The 13,223-nt window shown below is 54.1% G+C and carries 13 protein-coding genes; 8 read left to right on the top strand and 5 right to left on the bottom strand.

Annotated elements, in window-relative coordinates:
- On the top strand, positions 1-792 hold a 792-nt coding region (locus G5332_RS17610), incomplete at its 5' end, for an IS3 family transposase (RefSeq protein WP_421311454.1).
- Between the two features lie 179 nt (positions 793-971).
- Here the strand turns inward: G5332_RS17610 and emrD are convergent.
- The 3 genes from emrD to G5332_RS17595 form a co-directional block, all read right to left on the bottom strand.
- Positions 972-2,168 carry a multidrug efflux MFS transporter EmrD gene (gene emrD, locus G5332_RS17605; RefSeq protein WP_005333920.1) on the bottom strand — a complete coding sequence of 399 codons (1,197 nt, stop codon included), beginning with the start codon at positions 2,166-2,168 and terminating at the stop codon, positions 972-974.
- A 262-nt stretch (positions 2,169-2,430) separates the two neighbouring features.
- Positions 2,431-3,093, bottom strand: coding sequence for a glutathione S-transferase family protein (locus tag G5332_RS17600; protein ID WP_118853671.1), 663 nt, complete (start codon positions 3,091-3,093; stop codon positions 2,431-2,433).
- Positions 3,094-3,261: 168 nt separating this feature from the next.
- The gene (locus G5332_RS17595; RefSeq protein ID WP_227340771.1) at positions 3,262-3,717 is read right to left on the bottom strand and encodes a hypothetical protein; all 456 of its coding nucleotides are present in this window, start codon (positions 3,715-3,717) and stop codon (positions 3,262-3,264) included.
- A gap of 199 nt (positions 3,718-3,916) precedes the next feature.
- Here G5332_RS17595 and suhB point away from each other — a divergent pair, with 199 nt between their 5' ends.
- The 7 genes from suhB to pseC all read left to right on the top strand — a co-directional run bounded on the left by suhB (position 3,917) and on the right by pseC (position 10,914).
- Positions 3,917-4,720 (top strand): inositol-1-monophosphatase, encoded by an 804-nt coding sequence (gene suhB / locus G5332_RS17590; protein ID WP_021230872.1) that lies wholly within the window; start codon positions 3,917-3,919, stop codon positions 4,718-4,720.
- A 321-nt stretch (positions 4,721-5,041) separates the two neighbouring features.
- Positions 5,042-5,974, top strand: a complete 933-nt coding sequence (locus G5332_RS17585; RefSeq protein ID WP_103251745.1) for a ZIP family metal transporter — start codon at positions 5,042-5,044, stop codon at positions 5,972-5,974.
- Between the two features lie 168 nt (positions 5,975-6,142).
- Entirely contained in the window at positions 6,143-6,835 is a 693-nt protein-coding gene (mtnN, locus tag G5332_RS17580) for a 5'-methylthioadenosine/S-adenosylhomocysteine nucleosidase (RefSeq protein ID WP_021230869.1), read from the top strand.
- Entirely contained in the window at positions 6,832-7,794 is a 963-nt protein-coding gene (locus G5332_RS17575; RefSeq protein WP_421173053.1) for a cobalamin biosynthesis protein CobD/CbiB, read from the top strand. Before mtnN ends, G5332_RS17575 begins: the two co-directional genes overlap by 4 nt.
- Positions 7,787-8,632, top strand: a complete 846-nt coding sequence (locus tag G5332_RS17570) for a cobalamin-binding protein (protein ID WP_227340773.1) — start codon at positions 7,787-7,789, stop codon at positions 8,630-8,632. The genes G5332_RS17575 and G5332_RS17570 overlap by 8 nt, the downstream gene beginning before the upstream one ends.
- Positions 8,633-8,791: 159 nt before the next feature.
- Positions 8,792-9,796, top strand: a complete 1,005-nt coding sequence (gene pseB, locus G5332_RS17565) for a UDP-N-acetylglucosamine 4,6-dehydratase (inverting) (protein ID WP_227340774.1) — start codon at positions 8,792-8,794, stop codon at positions 9,794-9,796.
- Entirely contained in the window at positions 9,793-10,914 is a 1,122-nt protein-coding gene (pseC, locus tag G5332_RS17560) for a UDP-4-amino-4,6-dideoxy-N-acetyl-beta-L-altrosamine transaminase (RefSeq protein ID WP_227340775.1), read from the top strand. Before pseB ends, pseC begins: the two co-directional genes overlap by 4 nt.
- On the opposite strand, the gene G5332_RS17555 is transcribed toward pseC, so the two are convergent.
- Positions 10,911-12,077, bottom strand: a complete 1,167-nt coding sequence (locus G5332_RS17555) for a nucleotide sugar dehydrogenase (RefSeq protein ID WP_216953971.1) — start codon at positions 12,075-12,077, stop codon at positions 10,911-10,913. The genes pseC and G5332_RS17555 overlap by 4 nt on opposite strands.
- Positions 12,077-13,102, bottom strand: a complete 1,026-nt coding sequence (locus G5332_RS17550) for an NAD-dependent epimerase (RefSeq protein ID WP_216953972.1) — start codon at positions 13,100-13,102, stop codon at positions 12,077-12,079. The genes G5332_RS17555 and G5332_RS17550 overlap by 1 nt, the downstream gene beginning before the upstream one ends.
- Positions 13,103-13,223: the final 121 nt, after the last annotated feature.

Below are 13,223 nucleotides of genomic sequence, written 5' to 3'. Positions count from 1 at the left end.
ATAAGCCGGCAGGCTTACTACAAGCGCAATCGGGTCGCCGACGAGCGCCATGCACAAGGGCTGCAGGTGGTGCGCTTCGTGCGTCAGGTTCGACTGCGACAACCTCGGGTGGGCACTCGCAAGCTGCATTATCTGCTCCAGGGTCAGGATGATGGCGGGCTCAAAGTCGGGCGTGACAGGCTGTTTCGGATATTGGCCGAGCACCGCCTGCTGGTGCTGCCCAGGCGGGCGTATCACAAGACCACCCACAGTTTTCACCGTTTCTACCGTCATCCCAACTTGCTCAAGGCGGGGCCAGAGCAGGTCACGCCGGTAGCCCCGGAGCAGGTCTGGGTCGCAGATATCACCTATCTTCCCGCCAGGAGCGGGCCGCTGTACCTGAGCCTGGTGACGGATGCGTACTCACGCAAGATAGTAGGCCACCACGTACACGAAGGAATGCACGCGGAGTCGGTTGCGATGGCGTTCAAGAAAGCACTGAAGCAACGGCGTGGCGGCGGTGAACTCATCCATCACTCGGACCGCGGCGTGCAGTATTGCTCTGGGCTGTATCAGTCACTACATGAACGGTACGGGGTGAAATGCTCGATGACGGATGGGTATGACTGTTATCAGAATGCGTTGGCGGAGCGGGTGAACGGGATTTTGAAAGGAGAGTTATTGCTGCAAAGCCCGCAGGATTTGACGCAAGCGCGGGAAATGGTGCGTGAAGCAGTAGATATTTACAACGAGGAGCGGCCGCATCATGCATTGAAATACAGAACCCCCGATGCGGTACATAGGGGGTTCTGAGTAGAGAAATGCGAGTTGAAGTTGAAAATGTGTAAACCTATTTCAGGACTAGACACTGAAGTTAACCTCACAACATCGATCACTACATCAAGCTAATGCTATCTCCCAGCCCGTTCTTCGGATAAAACAAAGCCCACCGCTGAGGGTGGGCTTGCTCCAGATGCAAAGAGAGCGGCTGATCAAATTGCCATCTGCTCGTGGGGCGAACCATGGTGGCGTAACCAGACAAAGCTCAGCGCCACGATCAGCACCATCAGGGTCATGATGGCCCCCAGAGTCACCTGCCCGGTCATCGGGAAACCGGCCGCCAGCAGGGTCACCACGCCCGCCCCCAGATTCTGCATCCCGCCGAGAATGGCTCCCGCGGTGCCGGCTTGACCCGGGAAGGGCTCGATGGCGCAGGAGGTGGCAGTCGGGTAGAGAATACCGCTACCGATGAAGTAGACAGCCGCACCACCGACCAGCGAGGCGGCACTCACCACCCCGAACAGCCCCGGCACCAGAATGATGAGGGAGCCGAGCGCCAGAAAGGCGATCCCCAGACGCATCAGTTTGCCCTGAGTCAAACGGAAGCTCAGCTTGGCAGAGAGCCAGGCCCCGAACAGATAGCCGGGCAGCGGCAGCACGAACAGCACGCTCACGGTACGGGCGCTCAGTTTCAGCACATCGCCCAGCAGCACACCGGCCGCAGCCTCGAACACTGCCAAACCGGCAAAGGTCGCCATCAGGCAAAGCAGGTTGCCCTGAAACTTGGGGTTGCCCAGCACATGACGATAGGCAGCACCGACGCGCAGCGGCTGACGAGCAGCAGCAGGCAGCGTCTCACCAAACCAGGCCATGATCGCCAGAGTGGCTACGGCACCAAAACCGAACAGGAACCAGTAACCGGCGCGCCAGTTGAACAGCTCGGTCAGCCAGCCACCCAGCACCGGGGCCAGCAGCGGGGAGAAGATCACCCCCATGCTGACCAGACTGTTGGCGCGGTTGAGCTCGGCGCCATTGTAGCGATCGCGCATCACGGTACGGCTCATGGCGCCACCGGCACCGGTACCCAGCCCCTGAATAAAGCTGCCCACCAGCAGGGCGGCAAAATGAGGGATGACCTGAATGATCAGGGTGCCTACCAGAAATACCATCATGCCGACGATCAGCACCGGACGACGACCGATTCGATCCGACAGCGGCCCGTAGACAAACTGGGAGAGGCCATAGGGGATCAGGTAACAGGCCATCACCGCCTGTAACTGGCCCGAGGCCACATTGAAGTCCCCCGCCATCATGGGAATGGAGGGAACATAAAGGGTCTGGGTCATCTGGCCCACAGCGACCATCAGAATGGTCAGTAAAAACAACGGATAAAAACTGTGCCGATCCATATCAGTCCCAAAAAATCGAAAAAATGCTGCCGCCCCTCTGGCACAAAATGGCCCAGAGGAATCTGATCACAGAGGCTGTGATGCAATCAAAAACAGTGTTGGAAACAGTAGGCGGGGAGCCCGCCAAGCCACCGCACAGGACGCTTGGTGGTATGGGGGCATCATAGTGATTCAGCTCACAAAAAACGAACGAATCTTTATAATCGGCTTGCCTTAGTTTTTCTAATATTACGGGGCGTTTCGCCCCGTCCGCAGTTAAAAATCAACGTGTTACCATCTGCTGCGCCTGCTTGATCAGCTCATCGGGCTGCTCCTTGCGCGGCGGTATGGTGATCCCCTTCTGGCAGGCAGGTTTCTCTGCCATGCGATCCATCCAGGCTTGCAGATGGGGTAACCCCTCGATGGAGATGCCGCTCCAGTCATAAATACGCACCCAGGGCCAGGTGGCGATATCGGCGATGCTGTACTCGTCCGCCAGATATTCTTGGTGGGCCAGATGGCTATCGAGCACCTCGAACAGACGGCGCCCCTCCTTCTGGTAACGTTCGATGGCGGCGGGGATCTTCTCGGGGAAATAGCGGTAGAAGACATTGGCCTGCCCCATCATGGGTCCTACCCCGCCCATCTGGAACATCAGCCACTGGATGGCCTGAGAGCGGCGTTTGGGATCAGCGGGCAGCAACTTGCCTGCTTTCTCCGCCAGATAGATGAGGATGGCCCCCGACTCGAATACGGCAAAATCGTCATTATCCCGATCGACGATAGCCGGAATACGGCCATTTGGGTTGATGGCGAGAAACTCGGGCTTCTTCTGATCCAGTGCAGAGAGATCGAGAGGAATGACCCGATAGGGCAAACCCAGCTCTTCGAGGGCGATCGCCACTTTGAAACCATTGGGGGTCGCGGCGGTGTAAAAGTCGATCATGATTCACTCCTTGTTGGTCATAGCCAGATTGCACGGTTGGAACAGGGTGCAACACCATAGCCGCCTCATCTTGCAACAAGTGACCGGCTCCAGACCATTAAAAAGCGACGCACCGCTGGCCAAACAAGGCTACGGTGCGCCGCTAGTGCGCTCTGGCAATGGTAGATATTAGTTAATCACGGCGACCGGCTTGCGCTGGCGCAGCATGATCAGGCGGGAAAGCAACGGGAAGTAAGACTCCAGTTTGCGCAGCAGCACCCGGCTGCAGGCAGGCTCGGCCAGCTCAGACTCATCCAGCACGATGCCGTTTGAGACAAAATAGAAACGGGGGTCACGCACATCCGGCCCACAGACCGTCAGCTCCTTGTCTCCCTTGCGGATCAGCAACGGCAAGACCGGCAAACCGATCGTCTCATCCTCTCCCCGGGTAAATCCGGCATCCTGCCAGGGCGCATCGCCGTCGATCAGCAGGATCGCCGCCTCCGTCTTGGCCGGTTGCCACTGGGCCAGTGGGGTCACGGTGATGTGGGCAAAGTGATCACCATACTCGGGTGATGACCGCAAGATGGCCAACAGTCCCTCGCTGGCCGCTGACACGTTCTGACTCACTAATGACAAATTCATGGTTCACATCCCTATGCTCATGACAGCCTGTATCCGGCTGCTGGGATAAGACTAGCGCAGATCTGGTCTATATTGGAGCCGTCAAATCTGGCAGTGGTAATCAATTGGTCGTAGGGGGATAACAGTTGCCATCGCACAAAATACTGGTATCATACCGCGTCCTTTTATCCCCCGTTCTTTAACATCCAGTGGTGAACCTATGCATCCGATGCTGAATATCGCCGTGCGCGCTGCGCGCAACGCCGGTCAAGTTGTAGTAAAAGCCTTCTCCCAGCCTGAGAACATTGAGGCTATCCAAAAAGGCAGCAATGACTTCGTGACCAACGTTGACCGTGAAGCCGAAGCGGCCATCATTCACACCATCAAAAAATCTTACCCTGAGCACAGCATTGTTGCTGAAGAGTCTGGTGAGATTGCCGGTACCAATCCGGACTATCAATGGATCATTGACCCACTGGATGGCACGACCAACCTGGTCAAAGGCATTCCGCACTTTGCCGTCTCCATCGCCCTGCGTGTCAAGGGCAAGACTGAACAAGCCGTTGTTTACGATCCCATCCGTGACGAGCTGTTTACTGCTACCCGTGGTAGCGGCGCCCAGCTGAACGGCTACCGCATTCGTGTCGGCAAAGCCAAAGAGCTGGCTGGCACCGTGCTGGCGACCGGTTTCCCGTTCAAGCAGAAGCATCACATCGAGCCTTACCTGAAGATGTTCCAGAGCATGTTCATCGAATGTGCCGACATCCGTCGTTCCGGCTCTGCCGCACTGGATCTGGCCTACGTGGCTGCCGGTCGCGTCGACGGTTTCTGGGAAATCGGCCTCAAGCCCTGGGACACCGCTGCCGGTGAACTGCTGGCCAAAGAAGCTGGCGCCATCGTCACCGACTTCGTAGGTGGTCACAACTACGAAAACTCCGGCAACATCGTGGTTGCCAACCCGCGTGTCCTGAAAGAGATGCTCGGCAAGATCCGTGAAGAGCTGCCGGAGTCCCTGGCGAAATAAGCCAGCCTTCGAGCAGACAGATAACAAAACCGGCGCAAGCCGGTTTTCTTGTATCTGTTATCCGAACACCAAGGCAGACATCTACAGCTGATTTAAAAGAGTTCGCGATGCATCCCCACTGGCCTCTCAACATCCACTTCAGCCATTTGCAGACAACCCCTCTTGCCCCCCGCCTTTGGCTACCGATAAGAGTTCCCATGTGGTTGCCTGGATAAACTCTTTCCAGATTTTCAGATAGCGGCAATCGCCTTGCAGGCATGGACAAGGGGCGGCCAAGTAGATGTAATGCCACCATCCACTTTGCACACTCGAGGTCATGCCATGGACCATCTCTCAGCTCTTCCTCCGTTATCCTGGTCACAGCAACTGCGTAGCCAGATGCAAAGCCGCCCGCTCACTGCCCTCGGTCTCTTTATCGCGCTGGCTGCCGTCTTGTTACTGCTGTTGCAGAGTCTCATCATGCTCGCTACCGGCGAGGTGACCAGCGGCGTGCGCTACGGCCTTGTCGGTGGTGCTGCCGGGTTTGCCGCCACCGCCATCGGCGCCCTGCCCGCTCTGTTTCTACGCTCGGTACCGCAAAAAGTGGAGGACACCATGCTCGGCTTTGCCGCCGGCATGATGCTGGCGGCCAGCGCCTTCTCCCTGCTGCTGCCGGGGCTGGAGGCTGCCGAGGGGATCACCGGCAACGGCTTTAGTGCCGCCGCCGTAGTGGTAGTCGGCATGACCCTCGGGGTGCTGTTGATGCTGGGACTGGACCAGTTCACCCCGCACGAGCATGACAAAACCGGCCCCTGCGGCCCCGGCCATGAGAGCTGCTCCCGGGTCTGGCTGTTCGTCTTTGCCATCGCCCTGCACAACCTGCCGGAGGGGATGGCCATCGGGGTCAGCTTCTCGCAGGGGGATATGTCGGTGGGGCTGCCGCTCACAACCGCCATCGCACTGCAGGATATTCCCGAAGGACTGGCGGTGGCGCTGGCCATGTGCGCCGCCGGTTTTCGCCCCTCTGTCGCCGTGCTGGTCGCCATCGCCAGCGGCCTGCTCGAACCGATTGGCGCCCTGCTCGGGGTGGGGCTCTCCAGCGGCCTTGCCATCGCCTACCCCATCGGACTTGGGCTCGCCGCCGGCGCCATGCTGTTTGTGGTCTCGCACGAGGTAATTCCGGAGACTCATCGCAACGGTCACCAGACCTATGCCACCCTTGGCCTGATGGCAGGCTTTGCCCTGATGATGACCCTCGATACCGCGCTCGGCTAAAGGCCTTCTCCCCTCCTCATCAATGCTTTTTGTCACCTGCGGCGCTTCCATATGGATCGCCGCGTTTCATCTCTCCTTTCGCTTGTGCCTCTCGGCGCCGACGCCATCTTTTGTTATGATCTACAGCAACTTAAATTCAGCCACACGGCTATCAAGACGAGGTCAGCAATGAAAGTAGGTATTATCGGCGCCATGGAGCAAGAAGTAGCCCTGCTGCGCAGCCAGATGAGCAACCCCACCACCCTGCAACTGGGCGGCTGCGAGTTCTATCAAGGGGAGCTGGCAGGCAAAGAGGTGATCCTGACCCGCTCCGGTATCGGTAAGGTCGCCGCCAGCGTGGCCACCAGCCTGCTGCTGGAAAAATTTGCCCCCGACTGCGTCATCAATACCGGCTCTGCCGGCGGCTTTGCCCAGGACCTGCACATCGGTGATGTGGTGATTGCCAGCGAGATGCGTTTCCACGATGTGGACGTGACCGCCTTTGGTTACGAGATGGGCCAGATGGCGCAGCAACCCGCCGCCTTCCCCTGCGACGAGAAACTCATCGCGGTCGCTCAGGATTGCATCGCCGAGCAGGGCAAGCACCAGACCAAGGTCGGCCTTATCTGCACCGGCGATCAGTTCATGTGCAAACCGGACGCCATCGCCAAGGCTCGCGCCGACTTCCCGCAGATGCTGGCGGTCGAGATGGAAGGTGCCGCCATCGGTCAGGTGTGCCACATGTTCAAAGTGCCCTATCTGGTGGTACGCGCCATGTCTGATATCGCCGGCAAGGAACAGGTTGAATCCTTCGATGCCTTCATCGAAGTGGCTGGCAAGCACTCCGCCGAAGTGATCATCAAGATGCTCGGCAAGCTGTGATCGAGACCGGCTCGCTTGATTTGATGGCCGACGCCCTCCTTTCTACGATGGCGGCCATTCTGGTGGGGGCAGCCCTGCTGGAGGCGGTGATCCCGTGGCCATCCCATCTGCGTCTTTCGGCCGTCACGCCCCTGCTGACCCGGCTGGGGCACAAGGTACACAGACCCGATGGTTCACCCGGCCAGCAAATGCAGGCCGGCCTGCTGGCAATGCTGGTAGTCTGGCTCCCCTGCGCCACCGGGCTCTGGTCGTTGCGCAATCTGGCATTGAGCGAACCGATCTTCGACCTGCTGTTCATGCTGCTGATGCTCGAATCCCGTCCACTGCGCGAACTCGCCCATGCCACTCACTCTCTCACCACCCAGGAGACACTGCCGCTGGCGAGATTGCAGGTGGCTCCCTGGCTCAAGCGGGAGACCAGTAAACTCTCGACCATGGGGCTCGCCAAAGCAGTGACGGAGAGCTGCGCCCTGCGCCTGGTGGGCCAATGGGCTGGCCCGCTGCTGGGATTTGCCCTGGCTGGCGTACAGGGTGCCCTGCTCTGGCGGCTGGTGCAGCTGATGAACCTGAGCTGGAGTCGCAAAGATCCCGCCTTCGACCATTTTGGTCGCGCCGCCAGCACCCTCTATCAGGGGCTCAATGCCCCCGTCATTTTGTTGCTGGGGCTGCCACTGCTGGCAAGCCGTCTCAAGCAGGCAGCGCAGTTGCTGCGAAGTGGCGCGCTCTGGCCCTATCCCGCCATGGGGATGCTGCTCACCCTGCTGGTAGACAAGTGCCGGATCCGCCTTGGTGGCCCTCGCTACTATCAGGGGGCTCTCCAGCGCTGGCCAGTCATCGGCACAGGTGCTGAGCCAGATAGCGAGACTCCGCGCAAGGTGCTCAACATTCTGCAAGGGTGCGGCTGGGGCTGGTTGATACTGGCGCTGCTTGTCACTGTGGCGGGGTTATTTCATGGTTAGATGGTTGCGCTTGGCTGTCTGGCTGCCCTGCGTGCTGGTTGCCTGGTTGCCCGGTGTCCTACAGGCCGCCACGCCAACCCGGGTGGTGAGTGTTGTTCCTCACCTGACCGAATTGCTCTACGAGATTGGCGCCGGCGACAAGCTGGTTGCCATCGACGATGCCTCAGACTATCCCGCCGAGGTGAAAACCAAGCCCAAGGTGGCCAATTATCGCAGCATCAATGTCGAGGCGCTGCTGGCGCAAAAGCCGGATCTCATCCTCGGCTGGCGCTCGGCTCAATCACGGATGCTGGCCCCACTGGCACAGATCGGGATCCCGGTTTTCTACTCTGAGCCTACCGATTTTGCCTCGCTGGCCACCGAGATGCGGGCCCTGGGCAAATTGCTGGGTGTGGAAAAGAGTGCCAACGAGGCCGCCGATCGCTATCTGGCGCGCCTGCATGAGCTGCAACAGCATTATGGACAATCAACCGGCGTCAAGGTGTTCTACCAGCTCTGGTACCCACCGCTCACCAGCGTCAGTGGCAATGCCTGGCCGGCTCAGGCCATCGAACTCTGCGGCGGGGTCAACGTCATGGCAAATGCCAAGACCCCCTACCCTCAAGTGGACATGGAACAGGTGATCAAAGCGAACCCCGCGCTGATCCTGGCGGGGAGTCAAGATCCTGACGCCCTGAATCACTGGCAAAAGTGGCCCAATCTCGATGCGGTGCAGCACCAGCGACTCGATTTGATCAACTCGGATGAACTACACCGATTCACCCCAAGAGCCCTCAATGCGGTGGAGCAGATTTGCCGAGCTATCCAGCTAAGCTCGCAAAGCACCAGCACATCTTGATACATCACTAATGATGAGGATCGACCTGAAGTGTTCTGGGTGGCAACCAAATCTTTAGAACTGTTTTTGTGTGAATGGATCACACTCTTTGCCAAAAAAACTGGTACTTTATTTGCTAGCATATGATTCATCTACTGTTTTTATGACGAGATGCCCACAATGTTCAACGATAAAACGCTACTGATCACAGGTGGCACCGGCTCGTTTGGCCAACGATTGGTCAAGACAGTACTGGAACGTTATAAACCCAAACGCCTTATCATCTATTCTCGTGACGAACTGAAACAGTTCGAGATGCAGCAAGAGTTTAACGACCCCTGCATGCGCTATTTTATCGGTGATGTAAGAGACGCCAACCGGCTCACCATGGCAATGCGTGGAGTGGATTACGTGGTTCATGCAGCCGCACTCAAGCAAGTGCCCGCCGCTGAATACAACCCCATGGAGTGCATTAAAACCAATATCCATGGTGCAGAAAACGTCATCCAGGCTGCCTTGCTCAATCAGGTTAAAAAAGTTATTGCCCTCTCCACTGACAAAGCCGCCAACCCGATCAATCTCTACGGCGCCACCAAACTGGCATCAGACAAACTCTTCGTGGCAGCAAACAACATCGCGGGGCAGGATCCCACCCGTTTTGCCGTAGTCCGCTACGGTAACGTGGTCGGTTCTCGCGGCTCTGTCGTCCCCTTCTTCCAAAAGCTGATTGACCAGGGAGCAGATGCGTTACCCATCACCCATGAGGAGATGACGCGCTTCTGGATTACCTTGCAACAAGGGGTGGATTTCGTTCTGGACAATTTTGGGCGGATGAAGGGGGGGGAAATATTTGTTCCCAAGTTGCCATCCGTCCGAATTACGGAGCTCGCCAGTGCCATGGCACCGCACCTGCCACACAAGATCATCGGCATTCGCCCGGGAGAGAAGCTCCATGAAGTGATGTGTCCTGCCGATGACTCTTATCACACCTTCGAGTTTGATGACTTCTTCGTGATTGGCCCAACCATCAACTTCAATAATCGCAACAACGATTTCTCCAAAACAGCGGCGGGCGAAAAAGGAAAAATGGTAGAACAGGGCTTCGAATATAACTCTCGCAGCAACCCTCACTTTTTTACCATTGAACAGCTTTTGAAAATGAACCAAAAGGGGAGAACTGAATGATCCCTTATGGCCGCCAATCCATCAGCCAGGCAGATATCGATGCTGTTGTGGACGTTCTCAAGTCCGACTTCCTGACCCAGGGACCCGTAGTCCCCCGCTTCGAGCAAGCAGTAGCCGATTACTGTGGAGCCAAATTCGGGGTGGCAGTCAATTCAGGTACCGCAGCACTCCATGTAGCCTGTCTGGCACTTGGCGTTGGCCCCGGCGACTGGGTCTGGACATCCCCCATCAGCTTTGTTGCATCCGCCAACTGTGCTCTCTACTGCGGTGCACAAGTCGATTTTGTCGATATTGAACCAGATACCGGTAACATGTGCGCTTTGGAGCTGGAGAGGAAGCTGATTGCAGCCAAGGCGGAAGGAAAGCTACCCAAAGTAGTCATACCGGTGCACTTTGCCGGCCTCCCCTGCGACATGCAGGAGATCCACCGCCTGGGACAAAAGTACGGTTTCAAGATCATCGAAGATGCCTGCCACGCCCTTGGTGCCCGTTATCATGGTGAGCCTACCGGCAATGGCCGCTATAGCGACATCACAGTATTCAGCTTCCACCCGGTGAAGATCATCACCACTGGCGAGGGTGGCATGGCCATGACCAACGACCCTGCGCTTGCCAAGATGATGCGCATGCTCCGCAGCCATGGCATCACCCGTGAACCGGAAGACTTTATCAATGAGCCGGACGGCCCTTGGTACTATGAGCAGCAGATGCTCGGCTTCAACTACCGCATGACCGACATTCAGGCTGCGCTGGGGTTGAGCCAGATGGCCAATCTGGAGACATGGATTCACACGCGTAACGAGATTGCCCAGTACTACTTCGAAAGACTGGCACCACACCAGCTACCTCGTCATTTCAACACCGAGCGGCGTAGTGCCTTCCATCTCTATGTTCACCATGTAGCCCCTGAACAACGCTGTGCGCTCTTCCAAAAAGTACGTGCACAGGATATCGGCGCCAACGTGCACTATATACCTATTTACAAACAACCTTGGTATCAAAAGTGGACTCATACTACCCTGCCCTCTACTGAGCAATTTTACGCAGGCGCAATGACCTTGCCACTCTTTCCTGGTTTGACAAAAGCACAGCAATTGAAAATATGCAGTCTGCTTTAGTCGTAGCCAAAAATGTCTCGTGTATAGACCTTATCAATCACATCGGCTAAATCAGGACTCATTCGGTTGGCAAGTATAATGTCACACATACCTTTAAATACGGATACTTCAGTGATGACTTTTGACCTAAAGAAATAAGGTTCCATTAAGGATGGCTCATAAACAACAACCTCAATACCCTTCGCCTTGATTCTTTTCATGACTCCCTGTATTGCCGATGCTCTAAAATTATCCGAACCAGCCTTCATAACTAGTCGATAAATACCTACTCGTTTAGGATTAGTCGCGATAACTGTATCGGCAATAAAATCTTTTCTCGTTGTATTAGCATCAACAATAGCTCTAATCAGGTTGCTGGGCACTTGGTTGAAATTTGCCAGAAGCTGCTTGGTGTCTTTTGGCAGACAATAACCTCCATAACCAAAAGATGGATTGTTGTAATAGTGGCCAATACGAGGGTCCAGGCAAACACCATCAATAATATCCTTTGTTTCTAGATTATTTTTTTGGGCATATGTATCCAACTCATTAAAAAATGCGATTCGCATCGCCAGATATGTGTTAGCAAATAATTTTACAGCCTCTGCTTCCGTACTTTCAGTAAAAATGACTGGCACATTTTTTTCTATTGCCCCATCAATCATAAGTCTAGAAAATGTTCGTGCATATTCACTTGTTGCCCCGACTATAACACGTGATGGATAAAGGTTATCATATAATGCTCTCCCTTCACGTAAAAACTCGGGGGAAAAGAAAATATTCTCGTAATTATGAGTCATCCGCATTTTAGAGGTAAAACCAACAGGAACAGTAGACTTGATTACAATTACTGCCTCAGGATTAATTTCCATAATATCAAAAATAACTGACTCTACCGACGCAGTATCAAAGCAATTTGTATCAGGATCATAATTAGTGGGCGTCGCAATTATAATATAGTCAGCATGTTGGTAAGCGGTTGATTTATTCAAGGTTGCGGTAAGATCCAAAGTCCGTTGTTTAAAGAACAGATCGATATCAGAATCAATAATTGGAGATTGTCGCCTGTTAATCATGGACACTTTTTCTGGATTAACATCAAATGCAACAACATGATGGTTCTGAGCTAACAATATTGCATTAGACAAACCTACGTAACCTATACCGACAACGGCAATTTTCATTATTGAACCTTCACATCCAAAAATTGATAATAAGAGCGATACCATTCAACAAAATTCTGTATGCCCTGTTCTATCTTCATTGATGGGCGATATGAAATAGTAGCAAATAAATCCTCAGTATCCGCCCATGTCGCATAAACATCACCCGACTGCATGGGCATCATATTTTTTATAGCTTTAACCCCCAGCGCTTGCTCGAGAGATTGAATAAAATCAACTATTTTAATCGGCCTACCATTACCAATGTTAAATACACGATAAGGGGCACTGCTATCAGCTGGAGAACCAGTTGCGCAACGCCAGGCAGAATTTTCAACCGGTATCACGTCCGCTACCCGGATCACACCTTCAGCAATGTCATCTATATATGTGAAATCTCGGCTTAACAGACCATTGTTATATACATCTATTGGCTGTCCAGACAGCATACATTTAGTAAATTTAAATAATGCCATATCCGGCCGTCCCCACGGGCCATAAACTGTGAAAAAACGCAATCCTGTGGTTGGGATACCATACAAATGAGAATATGTGTGCGCCATCAGCTCATTCATTTTTTTTGTCGCTGCATATAACGAAATAGGATGGTCAGTGGGTTCACTCACTCTAAATGGCATTTCCTCATTCATTCCATATACGGAGCTAGAAGATGCATAAACAAGATGCTCAATATGATGATGACGACAACCTTCCAGAATTGTCAAAAATCCGTCTACGTTGCTATCAATATAAGAAAAGGGAGATTCCATTGAATGGCGAACACCGGCTTGAGCGGCAAGATGAATTACTCTGTCAAACTTCTCTTTGGAAAAGAGAGTCAGGATAGATTTTCTATCAGAGACATCCATTTTTACAAACTTGAAGTTAGAAAATGGAGTTAACTGTTCAAGTCTACTTAATTTAAGAGATACCTCATAGTAATCATTTAGGTTATCAATACCTATAACCTGATACCCTTTCAAGCACAGTAGTTCGCACACCTTCGCACCGATAAATCCCGCTGCACCAGTTACAAAATATTTCATACGACATACCTGTTAAAAATTGCTTTTGGTTATACGCTAAGGTGAAATCATTATCTTACTGAGTGCCAATATCCATATGTATATTACAAATATTATAGCTTATGAATATTTATAAGATCAT

Source organism: Aeromonas sp. 603757 (assembly GCF_049171255.1).
Lineage (GTDB): Bacteria > Pseudomonadota > Gammaproteobacteria > Enterobacterales > Aeromonadaceae > Aeromonas > Aeromonas veronii_A.
The sequence above is the reverse complement of the archived record's forward strand: the minus strand, read 5'-3'. Positions and strand labels throughout refer to the sequence as shown.